The following is a 17,774-nucleotide window of genomic DNA, read 5'->3' as shown; positions in this document are numbered from 1 at the left end:
GGTCCGTGTCGATGCTTTATTTATTACGCATGTTATTGATGGGCCTGCATTTTCTGATCGCCGGTGTGCTCGGGGTGTTACTGGGCGTGTGCCGGCCCTTCAACCCGGACAACAGCCGCCTGTGCGCACGCCTGTATGCACTGCCGGCCATGTGGATCCTACGGCTGCGGGTCAAGGCGCAAGTGGACTCGCTGCGCAACAAGTCGAGCAGTTGCGTGATCATTGCCAACCACCAGTCCAACTATGATTTGTTCGTGTTCGGCAACGTGGTGCCCTATCGCACCGTATGTATCGGCAAGAAGAGCCTGAAGTGGGTGCCGCTGTTCGGGCAACTGTTCTGGCTGGCGGGCAATGTGCTGATTGATCGGGGCAATGCACAGAAGGCACGGCGGTCGATGCTGACCACCACCCATACCCTGCAACACGAAGACACCTCGATCTGGGTGTTTGTGGAAGGCACCCGCAACCTGGGTGAAGCCTTGCTGCCGTTCAAGAAGGGCGCGTTCCAGATGGCGATTGCCGCCGGGGTGCCGATTGTGCCGGTGTGCGTCAGTACTTATGTGAAGCAGATGAAGCTCAATCGCTGGGACAGTGGTGATATTTTGATCCGATCCTTGGCGCCGATTCCGACGGCTGGTTTGACGATGGATGACATGCCCGGGCTGATCGAGAAATGCCGCGGGCAGATGATCGAATGTATTGAAGCGATGGATCAAGAACTGCAAAAAACCTGAATGACAGGCGATGGCGATCTTGAGGACGCCATCGCCGGCAAGCCAGCTCCTACAATGTAGCGTTTCAGGCTAAGCTGGCCGGTTACTGCCACTTGTGAAGAAGCGATCAGCATTATGGGTAGAGTTGTTGCAGCAGCCGTCTACAGCGCCGGGAAAAAAGTCAGGGATATCACCCTCGATGAAGGCGCCGCCTGGGCGGCCAAGCCCGGTCACTTTGTGTGGATCGGCCTGGAAGAGCCCGACGCCCAGGAGTTGGCCAACCTGCAACGCCAGTTCAACCTGCATGAACTGGCCATCGAAGACGCCCTGGAAAAACACAGCCGGCCCAAGCTGGAAACCTTTGGCGACGCGCTGTTTATCGTGACCTATTCGCCGGTGCGCCATGAGGGCAAGCTGGAGTTTATCGAGACCCATATCTTCGCCGGTAACGGCTATATCATCACCGCCCGCAATGGCCACTCGGCGTCCTACGGGTATGTGCGCCAACGTTGTGAGGCGCGGCCACTGCTGCTGGAACACGGGGAAGATTTCGTACTCTATGCGCTGCTGGATTTTGTCACCGAAAACTACCAGCCGGTGAGCGAGGCGATTCATGCCGAGATCGATGCGCTGGAGCGCAGCGTGCTGTGCGACGCCCTCAATGAGCGGGATATCCAGAACCTGCATGGCCTGCGCCGCGATGTGCTGAGGCTGCGCCGGCATGTGGCGCCGATGGTGGAGATCAGCGAGGAATTGCAGAAGCTGAGCTTCCCGTTCATCGACAAGAACATGCGCCCGTATTTTCGCGATGTGCAGATCCATGTCACGCGGCAGATGGAAGACCTTTCCACCCTGCGCGACATCGCCAGCCAGACCATCGAGATCGGTGTGCTGCTGGAGGCCTCGCGCCAGAGCGTGGTGCAACGCAAGTTTGCCGCCTGGGCGGCGATCCTCGCGTTCCCCACGGCGGTGGCCGGGATCTACGGGATGAACTTCCAGAACATGCCGGAGCTGCAATGGCACTACGGCTATTTTGCGGTGTTGGGGTTTATCGCGGTGGGGTGCACGGGGTTGTGGGCCAGCTTCAAGCGCTCGGGGTGGCTATAGCCGGCCCAACTGATCAGGCCACCTGCGGCTTGTGCGCCACGAACCGCATCATCCATTCCGCCACAGTCACGCCGTGGTGGTCGTGCGCCAGGCTGGCGACGCCACTTTGGTAGATCTGCTCGCCCAGGTTCTGCTGGCGAATGTCCAACAGTGCCCGCGAGTAATCGTGGATAAACTCGGGATGCCCCTGGAAGCACAGCACCTGGTCATTGATGTGATAAGCGGCAAACGGGCAGAAGTCGCTGGAGGCAATCACCGTGGCGTTTTGCGGCAAGGCCGTGACCTGATCCTGATGGCTGATCAACAGGGTCAGTTCTTCCACCACCGGGCTCATCCACGGCGCCTTGGCGGCCAGTTGGTAGTTGTGGATGCCCACGCCCCAGCCCTGGCTCGCCCGCTCGCTCTTGCCGCCCAGCAGCAGCGCCAGCAGTTGATGGCCGAAACAGATACCGAGCAACTTGTCTCCCCGCTCGTAGCGGTTCAGCAGGTAGGCCCTGAGGGTTTCGATCCACGGGTCGGTGGCAAAGGAGTCCGCTTTGCTGCCCGTTACCAGGTAGGCATCGAAGACTTCGCTGTCAGCCGGGTAGTCACCTTGCATCACGTTGTAGACGATGAACTCGGCGGCAATCGGCTGCTGTGAAAACAGGCGCTGGAACATCTGCCCGTAACCTTGATATTGATCGACCAGTTCCGGACGCAGGATATCGGTTTCCAGAATGCAGACGCGTAGCGACATAAAAAATACCTGACACGGTGATGGGAATAACGCACACCCGCCAGCCTGCCCTGAAATACCCTTTCAAGGCAAGCCCCAGCCGTATCCGGTCGGGTGGCTAGAACGTAGCGCCCTGGGCGGCCTTTTCCAGCAGCAAGGCTGGCGGGTTGAACCGCTCGCCGTACTGCTCGGCCAGGTAACGCGCCCGCGCCACGAAGTCGTTGAGCCCGTACTGGTTGATAAATTGCAGCGCCCCGCCGGTCCAGGCCGCAAAACCGATACCGAAGATCGAACCCACGTTGGCATCGGCGGTGGACATCAATACGCCCTCCTCCACACAGCGCACAGTCTCGATGGCCTGGATAAACAGCAGGCGGTCGCGCACATCCTGCGCCGAGATCCGCTGCCCGGGCCTTTCAAAGCGCGCCTTGAGCTCAGGCCACAAATGCTTCTGCCCACCGCTGGGGTACTCGTAGAAACCACCGCCCGCCGCCTTGCCGGGACGCTTGTATTCATTGAGCAGCAGGTCGATCACCGCAAACGCCGGGTGTTCCGGCAGTGTTTTACCTTCGGCTTGTAGATCCTTGGCGGTCTGCTGACGGATATGGCTCATCAGGCTGAGGGAAACTTCGTCCGAGATCGCCAGCGGGCCAATCGGCATCCCGGCCTTGCGCGCCTCGGTCTCGATCATCGGCGCGGCCATACCTTCGCCGAGCAGGGTAATGCCTTCGTTGGTGAAGGTGCCGAACACCCGTGAGGTGAAGAAGCCGCGACTGTCATTCACCACAATCGGGGTTTTCTTGATTTGCAGTACGAAATCAAAACCGCGAGCCAGGGTTTCGTCGCTGGTGTTGGCGCCCTTGATGATTTCCACCAGAGGCATTTTTTCCACCGGGCTAAAGAAGTGCAAGCCGATGAATTTACCTTGATCGGGCACCGCGCTCGCCAGGCCGCTGATAGGCAAGGTGGACGTATTGGAAGCAATCACCGCCTCAGCCCCTACTACACGCTGGGCCGCAGCCGAGACCTTGGCCTTGAGGTCGCGGTCTTCGAAGACGGCTTCGATGATCAGGTCGCAACCGGCCAGGTCGGCGTCGCTGTCTGTAGGACGGATCCGCGCCAGGGTACTGTCGCGCTGCTCGACCGTCAGTTGCCCACGGCTGACCTTCTTGTCCAGCAGCGCTGCCGAGTGGGCCTTGCCCTTCTCTGCCGCCGCCAGCGTGACGTCCTTGAGCACCACGTCCACTCCCGCCGATGCGCTGGCGTAGGCAATCCCCGCCCCCATCATGCCAGCCCCAAGGATGCCGACCTTGCGCGTGACATACGGCGCAAACCCTGTAGGGCGTGAGCCACCGGCGTTGATTTCGTTGAGCTGGAACCAGAAGGTGCCGATCATGTTCTTCGCCACCTGGCCGGTGGTGAGCTCGGTGAAGTAGCGAGTCTCGATCAGGTGTGCGGTGTCGAAGTCCACCTGGGCGCCTTCCACGGCAGCACAGAGGATTTTCTCCGGCGCGGGGAAGCAACCATTGGTTTTGCTGCGCAGGATCGATGGCGCAATGGCGAGCATTTGCGCGACTTTCGGGTTGGACGGTGTGCCACCCGGGATCTGGTGGCCCTTGATATCCCAAGGCTGTTTAGCCGCAGGATTGGCCAGGATCCAGGCCCGGGACTTGGCCAGCAACTCATCGCGATCCGCCGCCAACTCGTCGATCAGACCGGCCTGTAGGGCCTTTTGCGCGCTGACCTTCTTGCCTTCCAGCAGGTACGGCAAGGCCTTCTCCAGGCCCAGCATGCGCACCATCCGCACCACCCCGCCGCCGCCCGGCAAGAGGCCGAGGGTGACTTCCGGCAAGCCGATCTGCACCGAGGGATGATCCAGCGCCACACGATGCTGGCACGCCAGGCACAGCTCCCAGCCACCGCCGAGCGCCGCGCCGTTGATCGCCGCCACCACCGGCTTGCCAAGGGTTTCCAGGCTGCGCAGTTGCGCCTTCAGGCCCAGGACCATGTCGTAGAACGCCTTGGCGTGGGGCTTGTCGACTTTGATCAGTTCATTGAGGTCGCCGCCGGCAAAGAAAGTTTTTTTCGCCGAAGTGATAATGACCCCGGCAATCTCATCCTTTTCCGCGTCCAGGCGCGCGACAGTGGTGGCCATGGCCTCGCGGTAGGCCGCGTTCATGGTGTTGGCACTCTGGCCGGGCATGTCGAGGGTCAGCACCACGATCTGGTCCTGGCCTTTTTCGTAACGAATGGCGTCGGTCATGACAAATTCCTTAGGCTCAGAGGCGTTCGATAATGGTGGCGATACCCATGCCGCCGCCCACACAGAGCGTGGCCAGGCCGTAGCGCTGCTGGCGCACTTCCAGTTCGTCGAGCAAGGTGCCGAGGATCGCGCACCCCGTGGCCCCCAGCGGGTGGCCCATGGCAATCGAACCACCATTGACGTTGACCCGGTCGGCATCGATGCCCATGTCCTTGATGAACTTGAGTACCACCGAGGCAAAGGCTTCGTTGACCTCGAACAGGTCGATGTCCTCGACCCGCAGGCCGGCCTTGGCCAGGGCCTTGCGGGTGGCAGGCGCGGGGCCGGTGAGCATGATGGTCGGGTCGGTGCTGGTCACAGCCGTGGCGACAATGCGCGCGCGCGGTTGCAGGCCCAGTTCACGGCCCCGAGCTTCGGAGCCGATCAACATCAAGGCCGCGCCATCGACGATCCCGGAGCTGTTACCCGGCGTATGGACATGGTGAATGCGTTCAACATGGCTATAGACCCGCAAGGCCGTGGCATCGAAGCCCATCTGGCCCATCATTTCGAAGCTGGGTTTGAGTTTGCCCAGGCCTTCAAGCGTCGAGTCGCCACGGATGAATTCGTCGTGATCGAGCAGCACGATACCGTTCTGGTCCTGCACCGGGATCAGCGATTTCTTGAAGGAACCATCTGATCTGGCCCGTGCCGCTTTCTGCTGGGAGTGCAAGGCAAAAGCATCGACATCGTCGCGACTGAAACCTTCCAGGGTGGCGATCAGGTCGGCGCCAATCCCCTGGGGCGTGAAGTGGCTGTGCATATTGGTTTGCGGGTCCAGCACCCAGGCACCTCCGTCGCTGCCCATGGGCACGCGGGACATGGACTCGACACCGCCGACCACCACAAGATCCTCGAAGCCGGAGCGCACTTTCATCGCACCGAGATTGACCGCTTCCAGTCCCGACGCACAGAAGCGATTGACCTGCACGCCGGCGACGCTGACGTCCCAGTCGGCCACCAGCGCGGCGGTCTTGGCGATATCCGCGCCCTGGTCCCCGACCGGGGTGACGCAGCCGAGCACGATGTCATCGACCAGGCGCGTATCCAGGTCGCTGCGCTGCTGCAGGGCGGTGAGCAAGCCGGCCAACAGGTTCACCGGCTTGACGCTGTGCAACGCGCCATCAGCCTTGCCTTTGCCCCGGGGCGTACGTATCGCATCAAAGATCAAAGCTTGGGTCATGACGTCCTCGAACCACTGTGCAATGGAGCTCTCAAGGGGAGAGCCGACCGTGCCCTTACCTTAAGCGCCACGAGGGCAGATTCAATGACCGATACGCTCATTGACCTTGACGACCACGCTCAGACGAACGGTAAGAGGCTACCGGAAACCCCTGATTAATCGTTTTAGCTGTCTAGCCAAGGGGCTGGCGCGGAGATGGCCACATGCCTCATACCTTTTTAAACAGATTTCAATCTAACTTGATATGAAAGCGATCTAAGCCACGCCCGACAGGGGCTCTAAGGTTGAATCAGTAAGAAGTGTATGAAGCTGCTGCCGGGTCTTGCTGGAGCAGCTGTAAGAAAAATGCCATCTAGCCGGCTTAACGTAGGAAATGATGGTGCTGGTATCGGCGCATTTGACGCTCAGGAATAACAACAAAAGGCAGTCAGCCATGTTCAAACAATCGAAAGTTCGCCAGGCGGGGCTTATTCTCTTCGCCACCACACTGATTCTGATTCTGCCCAACCTGACCAAGATCATTGGTTGAACGGGCCGATCACAGCGAAACATTGCAGTCTTTGACAGCTCCGCCCGGGAAACCGCGTACCGCGTCCCCGTGGCCGGGGCTGTCTTTTTGCCTACAGTCTAGTGGCCGTTTTCCGGTATCGTGGGCCCGCATCGTCACTGCGAAATGGGCTTCTCCTTGAAACAGATTATCGTCCTGCTGATGCTGATCCTGGCCTACCCCGTCAGCGCGGCCCAGTTGACCATCGAGCTGGATCACAACCGCACGACCTGGCAAACCGCCGACCTGCTCCAGCATCCGGCGGCGCAGGTAGTACAGATCGTCGATGATGTTTCCTACAAGCGCAATATGACGTATCGCGCAGTCCCAATGGCCGCACTCCTACCGGGCCTGGTAGCGCAGAACCATGTGCAGGCGGTGGCACTCGATGGTTTCGCCGCCGAACTGGCCGTCGCGCCGCTGCTTGCGCAAAGCGGCGCACAGGCGTGGCTGGCGGTGGAGGATCCGGCTCATCCGTGGCCCCCGCTGGCCGCTGGCAAACCCAGTGCCGGCCCGTTCTATCTGGTGTGGACCCAGCCCCAGGCAAGCGGGATCAGCCCGGAACAGTGGCCATTCCAGGTCTCTACGATCAGACAGCTGAAAACCGTCGCCGAACGCTTCCCGGCGCTGCTGCCGGACCCTGCGCTGGCGGTGGATGATCCGGTCAACCTGGGGTTCGCCCTGTTCCAGAAGAACTGCCTGGCCTGCCATCGCCTCAACGGCGCGGGTGACGCACAGGTAGGGCCGGACCTGAATGTGCCCTACAGCCCGACCGAGTATTTTGGCGGCGACTTCCTCAAGCGTTATATCCGTGATCCCCAAAGCCTGAGGCACTGGCCACAGGCAAAGATGCCGGCGTTTGCCACCAGCGTGCTGCCTGATGCCGACCTGGACCTGCTGGTGGGGTATTTGAAGCATATGGCCGCTCGCAAAACCGACGCGGCCTTGTAGGAACCAGCTTGGCGGCGATGGCGATCTTTCGGGCCTTATCGCCGGCAGGTGTGATGGGTTATTGCTGCTGCACCAGAATCACCGGGGTCGGCGCCACGAACACCCGGGCATGCATCTGCTCATGCCCACCGCCACGGCGCATGCCGCGCACCGGGCACGCGTCCAGGTAATCCAGGCCCACCGCCAGTTTCAAATGCCGCTCCGGGCGGGCCAGTTGGTTAGTCACATCGAAGCTGTACCAGGCGTCATCCAGCCAGGCTTCGGCCCAGGCGTGACTGGCCAGGTGTTCGCTGTCCTCGCTGTACAAATACCCCGACACATACCGCGTCGCGATCCCCAGGCTGCGCGCGCAGGCCAGGAAGGCGTGGGCGTGATCCTGGCAAACGCCGGCACGCCCGGCGAACGCCTCGGCCGCACAGGTCTCCACCTGCGTGGCACCCGGCACGTACTCGATATGCTGGTTGAGCGCGTGCATCAGGTCGATCAGGGCATTGCGATCCCGACGCTTGCCGCAGTGCTGCTGTGCAAAGGCGCGCAGGGCCTCGTCCGGTTCGGTCAGGCGCGTGCAACGCTGGAAGGGAAATGGTGACTGGCTGTCATGTTCAGCCTCCCGCCACTCGTCAATGTCCACCTGGCCACGGGCACCGATGATGATCGATTCATGGGGTTCATCCATGGTCAGCACATGCAGGATATTGCCGAACGGGTCCAACTGGGCCCGTACCGGACGCGGTAAATCCAGCTGCCAACTGAGCACATGCTGGCGTTCGCTGTCGTGGGGAGTCAGGCGCAGGTACTGGATGCTGGCGCGCACCTGGTCTTCATAGCGGTAGGTGGTTTCGTGGCTGATGGAAAGTCTCATGCCGCCTCCAGGTAGGAATGGTGAATAGCGTTACCCAACTGGCGGACCAGCGGGATGAAGTCGGTCAGCCAGGCGTGCAGGCCTTCTTCAAGGATTTCGTCAATGGCGGTAAAGCGCAGGCGCGCATCCATCTCGGCGGCCAGGCGCTGCGCCGGGCGGCCGTTGATGCCGGGCAGGCTGGCGAGGATCTGGTCGATTTCTTCGCTGCATGCCCGTAAGGAGCGCGGCACATCGGCGCGCAGCAGCAACAGTTCGGCCACCTGGCGCGCGCCGGGCGCATCACGATAGATCTCGGTATAGGCCTCGAAAGACGACAGCGCCCGCAGCAGCGCACTCCACTGGTAATAGGCGTGGGCGGTGCCATCAATCACGACTTCGGCCTGGTCACCGGCCATCTCGTAGCGGGCATCCAACAGGCGCAGGGTGTTGTCGGCCCTTTCGATGAAGGTGCCCAGGCGAATAAAACGAAAGGCGTCATTGCGCATGATGGTGCCGTAAGTGGCACCGCGAAACAGGTGGGAGCGTTCCTTGACCCACTCGCAGAAGCGGCTCATGCCATAACGGCTCAAGCCTTCCTGGGCGATGACACGAATATCCAGCCAAGTGGCGTTGATGTTTTCCCACATGTCTGCAGTAATTCGCCCACGCACGGCATGGGCACTGGCGCGGGCGGCGCCCAGGCAGCTGTAGATGCTTGCCGGGTTGGCCGCGTCCAGGGCGAAGAAGTGCAACAGGCGCTCGGCATGCAGCTCGCCATGGCGCTCATGGTAGTCATCCAGGGTGCCGGTGATCAGCAGCGGCATGGCCAGTTCGTGCAGGCCATCGCCGCGCCCATCCTGGGGCATCAGCGACAGTGAATAGCTGACATCGAGCATGCGCGCGAGGTTTTCCGCGCGCTCCAGGTAGCGCGACATCCAATACAAATCCGAGGCAGTTCTACTCAACATGGTTTCACTCCTCGACCACCCAGGTGTCTTTAGTGCCGCCGCCCTGTGATGAGTTGACCACCAACGAGCCTTCGCGCAACGCCACACGGGTCAACCCGCCCGGCACTACACGGGTTTCCTTGCCGGACAGGACAAACGGCCGTAGGTCGATATGCCGGGGCGCAATGCCGTTTTCGACAAAGGTCGGGCACGTCGACAGACACAAGGTCGGTTGGGCAATGTAGGCATGGGGCTTGGCCTTGATCCGCGCACGAAAGGCTTCGATCTCGGCGGCCGTGGCTGCCGGACCGACCAGCATGCCGTAGCCACCGGAACCCTGGGTCTCCTTGACCACCAGCTCCGGCAGATTCGCCAGCACATGGGACAGCTCGTCAGGCTTGCGGCACTGGAACGTCGGAACGTTCTTCAGGATTGGCTCTTCATCCAGGTAAAAACGGATCATGTCAGTGACGAAGGGATACACCGACTTATCATCCGCCACCCCGGTGCCGATGGCATTGGCCAGCACCACGTTGCCCGACCGATAGGCGGCCAACAGGCCCGGCACGCCGAGCATCGACTCCGGGTTGAAGGCCAACGGGTCGAGGTAGGCATCGTCGAGGCGACGGTAGATAACGTCCACCGCCTTCGGCCCATCGGTGGTGCGCATGAATACGCGGTCGTCACGCACGAACAGATCGGCACCCTCCACCAGCTCCACGCCCATTTCCCGGGCGAGGAACGCATGCTCGAAAAACGCGCTGTTGAAGCGCCCGGGCGTCAGCACCACCACGCTGGGGTTGTCCAGCGGGCTGGAGCTTTTCAGGGTGTCGAGCAACAGGTTGGGGTAATGATCGATCGGTGCGATGCGCTGGGCGGCGAACAGTTCGGGGAACAGGCGCATCATCATCTTGCGGTCTTCGAGCATGTAGCTCACACCGCTGGGAGTGCGCAGGTTGTCTTCCAGCACGTAGTACGTGCCGTCGCCATCGCGTACGAGGTCCACACCCGAGACGTGGGAATAGATATCCCGGTGCAGGTCCAGGCCCTGCATCGCAAGCTGGTATTGCTCGTTGGCCAGCACTTGCTCGGCTGGAATAATCCCGGCCTTGATAATGCGCTGGTCGTGATACAGGTCGGCAAGGAACAGGTTCAACGCCTTGACCCGCTGAATACAGCCACGCTCCACAACGCGCCATTCACTGGCGGGAATGCTGCGCGGAATGGTGTCGAAGGGAATCAGGCGCTCGGTGCCCTGCTCGTCGCCGTACAGGGTGAAGGTGATACCGGCGCGGTGAAACAGCAAATCGGCTTCACGCCGACGCTGAGCCAGCAGCTCGGCAGGGGTTTGATCCAGCCAGCGGGCAAACTCGCGATAGTGAGGCCGGACCTGGCCGGCCTCATCGTACATTTCATCGTAATAAGTGCGGATCATGCCGAACTCCTTGTCACCCGGACGCAACGGACAGTCGCAAGGCCCGTGCCAGCGGCATAAACACTTAAGTATCAACCAGTTAGATATAGTAAAAGGCCGAATCGCACCGTCCTGGTGCAGCAAACGCCCCTGCCTCGGCACACAAGCCTCAAAGAGACGCAGGCATTGCCTATCACCAGCATAGTCAGAGTTGATTTCACTGCCTGGCAAAGCCTGCGGATAATCGCACTCATCCGCTGAACAGGATTCGTCCTACAGCATCGCCCCATCACCGCCGGTAACTTGTTGGTGCAAGTACCGACCGGTTCCCCTTCTTTCCGGTCTTCCCTTTTGGCCACCCTGCTCGGGTGGCCTTTTTTTTGTGGAGGATTTTTCGCAATAAGTTCCAAGTACTTTGCCGCGCCACAAACAAAATCGGCCGACCCAAGGGTCAGCCGATACGCTGCTTTATTGATCATGTGTCTACATGGGTAACCCACGAACCTCGTGCTTGACGCCCCATCCCTCGATAATCCCGCCCAAGGGCTCGACTACCGCCTCAAAGTCCTGCTCAAAATCACCGATGCCATCATAGGTGGCGAACATCACCTTGCTCAGTTCCAGAAACCAGGCGCCGTCATCCCTTGCGCTGATCTGGGCATTGATGGATTCCCCACGAAACCGACCCGCAGCCCGACGCGCACGTTCCTCATCCGGGAAAATGGCGTAGAACTCGATGGGGTGAAAACGTGAGAAGTCGAAGCCGCCCTCTTTCATGCGGCGTAACACGTGGGTGCTGATGTCTTCTTGATAGGCTGTGCTCATGAAACGTCCTCCTCAAACCGATGGATAGACTTTCCGTGCTTCCCAAGGCCCACGCCTGAAAGGCGCAGCTATACGGCAATGACATCGCCGCAGGAAAACAAGCATGTAGCTGACAAGACCAGACCTTAGCGATTCATTCGCTGATCTCCCTTGCAGAGTAGCGCGAAGCTATCACCTCCACCAGCGGCGCTTTAAAGGCAGACAGGGAATATTCAGGCAGCGGGAGAAATATCGAGAATTTGAATGCTGTTCTGATCCTTCAGGCTTTTGACCGTGGGTTCGGCGATGCGCCCGTCCAGGTCATTGAGGTCCAGTTCGGCGGGGATGGGCAGCAATTTGGCGCGAATCATTTGCGCAGCGTCTTCAAGGCTAGGCTTTTGCGCGCAAGTGAACAGCTCTACGGACTGCTCGCCGTGATCATCAACGAAGGTAACTTGCCACTTTTGCATCAGTGCCTCCTCGATAAAGCCCATGGATGGGCTTACCTCTATCTGGACCTTGAAGGATCGGTGATCGTTCCACTCAAGACTGGAGGCACTGCTCGGCTGCGCTTAAGGCTTCTCGGCGAGATCTTTCAAGGCTTTCAAGGTGTTGAAGGGCGCTTCAACCACAAACTTGTTGGCCAACCAGGACGGCACGCTGCCACCTGGCTCGGTGTGGACCTGATAAGTCACTTCGGTCTGGTCGGCGCCTTTGGGCACCAGTTTCCAGAAGCCTTCGACCTGGGCCACACGCACATAGCCTTTCTCTTCCGGCAGATAGGTCGGCACTTCCAGCAGCTTGCGGGTCACGCTACCGTCGGCGGCCTGGGTGGTGGTGATTTCCAGGATCGAGTCCCGATCGGTCACTGGGAACGGGGCCTTGAACTGGGTGTAGGTCCAGCTCTTGTCACCTTCCTTCTTCAGCAGTTTCTGCGACTTGCATTCGTGAATCCACTTGCAAGCACCGACGACATCGTCCTGCAATGCCTGGACCTTGGCCAATGGCGCCTTGATCACGGTAACGCCGCGATAAGCCTTGTATTTGGAGCCTGCCACTTCACTCAAGGCGACCTTGATACCTTCCTCGTCCTTGGCGACCTGCCATTCTTCTGCCTGTGCAGCAGCTGCAAACAACACCGTAAAACCGCACAACACAGCCATTCGTTTCAGCGAACCCATTGTTGTATTCCTTATTGTTGAAGTTCAGACATTAAAGCCCACTAAGCCGCCGTCATCTGTTCCCACCAGCCGATCAGCCTGATCGCTTCTTCCTGGCTGCTGCCACAGACTTCGATATCCGCCTCGAAGGCACCACACACCGCTGGCCGTTCCGGTTTGCCAAACAATTGGCACAATTGTTCGACCGACAGGTGCAGGCAGCGTTCGCCCGCGGGCTTGCCATTGGGCATACCGGGCAACGGCGAACTAATGGAAGGCGCGATACAGCAGGCGCCACAGCCTTCACGGCATTTCATGACCAGCAGGTCCTCGACGACAAAGTGTTGATGGCCGGGCTAGAGTACGCCCTAAAACAGCCGTTTTAAAATGGTCTAACAGGGGTTTTTCGCAGAAAACAAAAGTGACCGACCAGTCTGCGACAGAAGGTCAGTGGTTCAGGTCACTTTGGCAGCAACGATTAATTTTTGAATTCAAAATCCAGGGCTGCGCCTTCAACATCGCGCCGCTCTTCATTGCGCATCTGCAACTGCATTTCGTTGCTCAGCAGGCGCCCGTTGATCTGGAATGCACTGTTATCAACCGGCTTTTCTTCAAACATCGGCGGCAATAACGGTACGTTCTTGGGCTGCGGCATGGTGCCGAGGGGTTGCAGGTGCCGGACCATTTCCTGGGGCAGGCTGAGATCCAGTCGCGCCGGCGCCAGCTTGGTCTGCGCCACTTCGCTGGCCGATTTGGATTTGCTGGCGATCGGTGCGCGCTTCTTGACCTTCGTGGCTTTTTTGGCCGGTGCAGCTTTTTTCGCCGGGACCGTTTTTTTAGCCTGTGCCGGCTTTTGTGCGGCGGCGGCCAGCACGACTGGCGCACTGGCAGGCGCTGCCAGCACAGAAGTGGCATTGCACAGGCTCGCCAGACAGATCAACAGCGCGGCAGGAAAAATAGAGGTCATATCGCCAACAGCATTAACGGCAGAAGGCCATATGCTCGCCTGTTGAGCGCGGCATGACAAGCGCGGTGATTAGCCAGCTACCGTTCATGCCCCATTTTGGCGCTTCAAAACCCGCCTGCGGCCTCCAGGCACAACTGATTGGCCAGCATGCCAAGGGTCATCAAGGCTCGCTCGGCCTCGCGATTCCACGGCGTGCCGCAATTGAGCCGAATACAGTGGTTGAACTGTTCCGTATTGCTGAAGATCAGCCCCGGCGCAATGCTGATGCCCTGCTGCAAGGCGCGCACGTGCAACTCCTGAGTATTGACCCGGCCCGGCAGGCTGACCCACAGGATAAAGCCGCCAGTCGGCCGGCTCATCTGCGTCCCCTCGGGGAAATACTGCTGCACCGCCAACTGAAAGGCGCTGAGGTTCTTGCGATACTCCTGGCGAATGTAGCGCAGGTGCCGGTCGTAACCGCCGTTCTCCAGGTACGCCGCCACACCCATCTGCGTGACGCTGCACGCCGAATGGGTGCTGAACATCTGCAGGCGCTGGATCTCCTGCTGGTATTTGCCGGCAATCATCCAGCCGATACGCACCCCCGGGGACAGGGTCTTGGAAAAACTGGAGCAGTAGATCACCCGATCCAGGCGGTCATAGGCCTTCAGGGCCTTGGTGCGGCCCAGTTCGAACATCAACTCGCCGTAGATGTCGTCTTCAACGATCTGAATATCGAAATCCGAGGCCAGGCGCAGCAATTGTTTCTGCCGATCTTCGGGCATGGTGCCGCCCAGGGGATTGCTCAGGCGCGTGGTCAGGACCAGGGCCTTGATCGACCATTGGTTGGCCGCCAACTGCAGGGCCTCAAGACTCATGCCGGTGGCCGGGTCGCTGGGGATCTCGATGACTTTGAGGCCAAGCAGGTCGGCCAGTTGCAGCAGCCCGTAATAGGTGGGTGATTCGGCGGCGATCAGGTCGCCGGGACGGGTCAGCACCCGCAAGGACATCTGCAATGCATCGACACAGCCGTGGGTGATCACCACTTCGGACGGGTCGACCACCACCCCGGCATCACGCATGCGAATCGCGACCTGGCGCCGCAGCGGCTCGAAGCCCGGGCTGAACATATAGCTGAACGCCCGCGGGCTCTGGAAGCGCGTGACCTTGGCCAGTTGCTGGTGCAGCGCCCGCACTGGCAGATAGTCGACGCTGGGCACGGCGGCCCCCAGCGGGAACACCCCTTCGCGACGGGACTCGACCAATACCTGTTGAATGATGCTGCTGCGGGTGACCAGGCCTGGGCGCTCGACCCGGGCGATATCCGGCGTCGGAGCAGTCAGGGCCGGCGTCTGGTGCACGTAATACCCGGACTGCGGCCGCGCGCGGATCAAACCCTGGTCTTCAAGGTTGGCGTAGGCCTGCAACACTGTGGCATGACTGACATTGAGCTGGGAGCTCATCTTGCGTACCGAAGGCACGCGCTCACCCGGTTGATAGACACCGCGCCGGATATCCTCAGCCAATTGCTGGGCGATACGTTGGTAAAGCAAGAGATTGGTCATGACGCAGCACTCGATTTCACGGGTATTTTATTTTTGTGTGAAACATACCAGCACAGTTTAGAAGTGTACGGGGACAGTTGCCACAATAGTCGAGGACGCGCGGCAGTGATAGAAAAAACTGTGTGGGTTGAGCACTGAATCGCAGGCATGAAAAACCCGATCAAAGATCGGGTTCCATAGCGGGTGCGCCACATACCCTGTGGGAGCTGGCTTGCCTGCGATGCTGGCGATGTGAGTTTTCAGATGTACCGCGCCGATGCTATCGCAGGCAAGCCATAATGCCAGTCAGTTAAGCGGTCATCGCCTTCTGTAGGAGCGAGCTTGTCTCCGGGCGGCGTTCCGACGAAAAACGTCAACGATAACGCGTGCTTACTGAATGAATGCGGCGCCTGTCAGTTTTTCGCGAGCAAGCTCGCTCCTACAACGACCGCGTGCGCACTGCGGTTCAGCGCGCGGCGCCGAGCTGGCCCTTGTCATCGGAGAAGACGATTTCCACCCGCCGGTTCTGCGCACGACCACGCTCGGACGCATTCACTTCCACCGGGTACTGGTCGCCGTAGCCTTCGACTTGAATGCGTTTGTCATCAATGCCCAGGTCGACCAGTACGTCCGCCACGACCTGTGCACGGTCGCGGGACAGTTTGAGGTTTTCCTGCTCGCCGCCGGTACTGTCGGTGTAGCCCTCGATCCGCACTACCCGCTTGGGGTTCAGTTGCAGGAACTGCACGATCTTGAGCACTGTACGGTTGGCGGAATTTTTCAGCTCTGCCTGGCCGGTGTCGAACAGCACGTCGCCCAGGGTCATCACCAGGCCGCGATCGGTCTGGGTGGTGGTCAGGCTGGCAATCTGCTCTTCCAGCCACTTGCCCTGTTGCTGCACGCTCAACAGCTTGGCCTCGCGCAGCGCCAGTTGCAGGCGCTGACGCTCCAGTTCGAGTTTGGCCGCACGTTCTTCGTTGAGTACCAGTTCCGTATGTTCCCGGGCGATGGCGCTGTAGCGCTGGCTCAGGTAGGCGTAATGCACCACGTCGCCACCGCTGCCCCAGTAGCTGGAGAGACGGTCGGCGCGGGCCAGGGACTCGCCGGCGCGGATCACGTCCTTGGGCGCGATGCGCAGCACATTGGAATCTTCCTTGACCTTCTGGAAGTCGCTACCCGCCTGCTGCAACGCAGTGTCGCTATTGGGATGGCTGGCACAGCCTGCAAGCACCAAACTGCTCAATAGCAGCCCATATGTCAGGCGGCTCATTGGGCATCTCCCAGCTGTTTGCGCAGGCGGGTGATACGGGTGTTGAGGACATTCAACTGTTCCTGACTCTTTTGCGTCAGCACCCGCGCCTCGGCCAGGCGGGCATCCAGTTCGGCCTGTTCAGCCTGCATGCGGGCATCCTTGTAGGACTCATCAGCCATGTCGGCCTTGGCCTGGGCCAGTTTTGTCTCGGCGAGTTTCAACTCAGGCACGTCATCAGCAACGGCCCCCACGGCGGCGGCTTGTTCCAAGGCTTGCTGGGTCAGGCGCATTTGCTCATTCGGCGCAGGATCTGCGGCACAGCCCGCCAGCGTTACAACGGCGAGGGCGGCGAAAAGAGGTCGAATAGTCACTAAAAATCCCTACTTTGTTGGGGTACCGACAGGTTGCTGCAACTGCGTCTTCCAGCGTTCGATATTGCGCTGCAACGCGGCTTCCGTCAGACCGGACGCGGCCAATTCTGTCATCTTTTTGGCGAGCTGTCCGCGCAACCACGGATCATTGCAAGCCGAGTTGTGGGAAATCGCCAGGAACAGGCCCGGCTGATCGATCGGCAGTTCACGGGCCAGCAAGTCTTTGCTCATACCCAGGGTCTGGGCCATGGCCATGCCGGAGTAACGTCCGGCCAGCACGTAGTCCACTTCACCAAGCAGCAGTTTCTGCAAGGCCGGAGTCACGGTTGGCACACGTTCCAGGGTCAGGTGTTCGCTGGCAAAGGCTTCAAACTCAGGGGACAGGCGCGCCCGCTCCGAGACCGAGCCCTTGTGGCCATGCAGGTCGGCTGCGCTGGTATAGACCAGAGGCGAGTCGACACGGGTCCACACCCGGTAATCGGCCTGCATCAGTGCCGGGTGGATGTAGTCCAGAGCCTCCAGCTCGTTGATATTCAACGGTGCGTCGGCCAACAGGTCCATACGCCCGCTGCGGACTTCCTCCAGGGCCAGGGAACGCTTGCCACCGTACAGCAGGTCGATTTTCAGCCCCAGTTCCTTGGCCACTTGTTGCAACACGTCGGCATTGGCACCGATCAGGCGGGTCGGGTCCTGCGGATCACGCCACAGATAGGGCGGCGCATCCGGGCTGCCGGTCACCACCAGGCGCTCGCATTTGCCGGCAGCAACAGACAAGGTCGGCAGCAGTGACAGGCCCAGCAGTACAGTCCAGCGACGCAGTTCCATGGCGTGGTTTCCCGATCAAGAGTGGCGTGCAAAAAAAAGCCCGGTCATAAGACCGGGCTCTTTATAAGTGAAGCGGCTGGTTTAGACCAGCTTCTCAAACTCAGGTACCGCCTCGAACAAGTCCGCCACCAGGCCGTAATCAGCCACCTGGA

At 60.2% G+C, this 17,774-nt stretch carries 18 protein-coding genes and 1 pseudogene; 3 read left to right on the top strand and 16 right to left on the bottom strand.

Annotated features, from left to right (window positions below; translation table 11 throughout):
* The first annotated feature begins 11 nt into the window (after positions 1-11).
* Together H097_RS26745 and H097_RS26740 are read left to right on the top strand one after the other, a co-directional pair.
* A complete protein-coding gene (locus H097_RS26745; protein ID WP_032863622.1) occupies positions 12-734 on the top strand; it encodes a 1-acylglycerol-3-phosphate O-acyltransferase in 723 nt (240 codons plus the stop codon).
* Positions 735-848: 114 nt separating this feature from the next.
* Positions 849-1,820 (top strand): magnesium and cobalt transport protein CorA, encoded by a 972-nt coding sequence (locus tag H097_RS26740; RefSeq protein WP_032863620.1) that lies wholly within the window; start codon positions 849-851, stop codon positions 1,818-1,820.
* A gap of 13 nt (positions 1,821-1,833) precedes the next feature.
* On the opposite strand, the gene H097_RS26735 is transcribed toward H097_RS26740, so the two are convergent.
* The 3 genes from H097_RS26735 to H097_RS26725 form a co-directional block, all read right to left on the bottom strand.
* Positions 1,834-2,556 (bottom strand): amidotransferase, encoded by a 723-nt coding sequence (locus H097_RS26735; RefSeq protein ID WP_032863618.1) that lies wholly within the window; start codon positions 2,554-2,556, stop codon positions 1,834-1,836.
* A 97-nt stretch (positions 2,557-2,653) separates the two neighbouring features.
* Positions 2,654-4,798, bottom strand: a complete 2,145-nt coding sequence (locus H097_RS26730) for a 3-hydroxyacyl-CoA dehydrogenase NAD-binding domain-containing protein (protein WP_032863617.1) — start codon at positions 4,796-4,798, stop codon at positions 2,654-2,656.
* A gap of 16 nt (positions 4,799-4,814) precedes the next feature.
* Positions 4,815-6,020 carry an acetyl-CoA C-acetyltransferase gene (locus H097_RS26725; RefSeq protein WP_032863615.1) on the bottom strand — a complete coding sequence of 402 codons (1,206 nt, stop codon included), beginning with the start codon at positions 6,018-6,020 and terminating at the stop codon, positions 4,815-4,817.
* A 685-nt stretch (positions 6,021-6,705) separates the two neighbouring features.
* Here H097_RS26725 and H097_RS26720 point away from each other — a divergent pair.
* Complete coding sequence (locus tag H097_RS26720; protein ID WP_032863648.1) at positions 6,706-7,518, top strand: cytochrome c; 813 nt, start codon at positions 6,706-6,708, stop codon at positions 7,516-7,518.
* A gap of 58 nt (positions 7,519-7,576) precedes the next feature.
* Here H097_RS26720 and H097_RS26715 read toward each other — a convergent pair whose 3' ends face one another.
* The 13 genes and pseudogenes from H097_RS26715 to H097_RS28290 form a co-directional block, all read right to left on the bottom strand.
* Positions 7,577-8,380: a transglutaminase family protein gene (locus H097_RS26715; RefSeq protein WP_032863613.1), complete on the bottom strand. Its 804-nt coding sequence runs from the start codon at positions 8,378-8,380 to the stop codon at positions 7,577-7,579.
* On the bottom strand, positions 8,377-9,327 hold the full coding sequence (locus H097_RS26710) for an alpha-E domain-containing protein (RefSeq protein ID WP_032863611.1): 951 nt from the start codon (positions 9,325-9,327) through the stop codon (positions 8,377-8,379). Before H097_RS26710 ends, H097_RS26715 begins: the two co-directional genes overlap by 4 nt.
* A 4-nt stretch (positions 9,328-9,331) precedes the next feature.
* On the bottom strand, positions 9,332-10,741 hold the full coding sequence (locus tag H097_RS26705; protein ID WP_032863609.1) for a circularly permuted type 2 ATP-grasp protein: 1,410 nt from the start codon (positions 10,739-10,741) through the stop codon (positions 9,332-9,334).
* A gap of 462 nt (positions 10,742-11,203) precedes the next feature.
* Positions 11,204-11,545, bottom strand: coding sequence for a ribonuclease E inhibitor RraB (locus H097_RS26700; protein WP_032863607.1), 342 nt, complete (start codon positions 11,543-11,545; stop codon positions 11,204-11,206).
* A 212-nt stretch (positions 11,546-11,757) separates the two neighbouring features.
* Entirely contained in the window at positions 11,758-11,994 is a 237-nt protein-coding gene (locus tag H097_RS26695; protein ID WP_082445681.1) for a hypothetical protein, read from the bottom strand.
* A 102-nt stretch (positions 11,995-12,096) separates the two neighbouring features.
* Positions 12,097-12,705, bottom strand: a complete 609-nt coding sequence (locus H097_RS26690; RefSeq protein WP_032863603.1) for an START domain-containing protein — start codon at positions 12,703-12,705, stop codon at positions 12,097-12,099.
* 41 nt (positions 12,706-12,746) lie between these two features.
* Positions 12,747-13,001, bottom strand: coding sequence for a YkgJ family cysteine cluster protein (locus H097_RS26685; RefSeq protein WP_032863601.1), 255 nt, complete (start codon positions 12,999-13,001; stop codon positions 12,747-12,749).
* 161 nt (positions 13,002-13,162) lie between these two features.
* Positions 13,163-13,651: a hypothetical protein gene (locus H097_RS26680; protein WP_032863599.1), complete on the bottom strand. Its 489-nt coding sequence runs from the start codon at positions 13,649-13,651 to the stop codon at positions 13,163-13,165.
* A 104-nt stretch (positions 13,652-13,755) separates the two neighbouring features.
* Positions 13,756-15,195 carry a PLP-dependent aminotransferase family protein gene (locus H097_RS26675; RefSeq protein WP_032863597.1) on the bottom strand — a complete coding sequence of 480 codons (1,440 nt, stop codon included), beginning with the start codon at positions 15,193-15,195 and terminating at the stop codon, positions 13,756-13,758.
* 445 nt (positions 15,196-15,640) lie between these two features.
* Positions 15,641-16,444 carry an OmpA family protein gene (locus tag H097_RS26670; RefSeq protein ID WP_032863595.1) on the bottom strand — a complete coding sequence of 268 codons (804 nt, stop codon included), beginning with the start codon at positions 16,442-16,444 and terminating at the stop codon, positions 15,641-15,643.
* Positions 16,441-16,797, bottom strand: coding sequence for a DUF4398 domain-containing protein (locus H097_RS26665; protein ID WP_029299652.1), 357 nt, complete (start codon positions 16,795-16,797; stop codon positions 16,441-16,443). Before H097_RS26665 ends, H097_RS26670 begins: the two co-directional genes overlap by 4 nt.
* Positions 16,798-16,806: 9 nt before the next feature.
* Positions 16,807-17,622 (bottom strand): transporter substrate-binding domain-containing protein, encoded by an 816-nt coding sequence (locus tag H097_RS26660; protein ID WP_032863593.1) that lies wholly within the window; start codon positions 17,620-17,622, stop codon positions 16,807-16,809.
* A gap of 81 nt (positions 17,623-17,703) precedes the next feature.
* A pseudogene (locus H097_RS28290) lies at positions 17,704-17,774 on the bottom strand (electron transfer flavoprotein subunit alpha); the annotation flags it as partial.

It is taken from the genome of Pseudomonas sp. FH4 (assembly GCF_000510915.2).
Taxonomy (GTDB): domain Bacteria; phylum Pseudomonadota; class Gammaproteobacteria; order Pseudomonadales; family Pseudomonadaceae; genus Aquipseudomonas; species Aquipseudomonas brenneri.
This window is presented reverse-complemented; position numbering and strand designations above follow the sequence as displayed.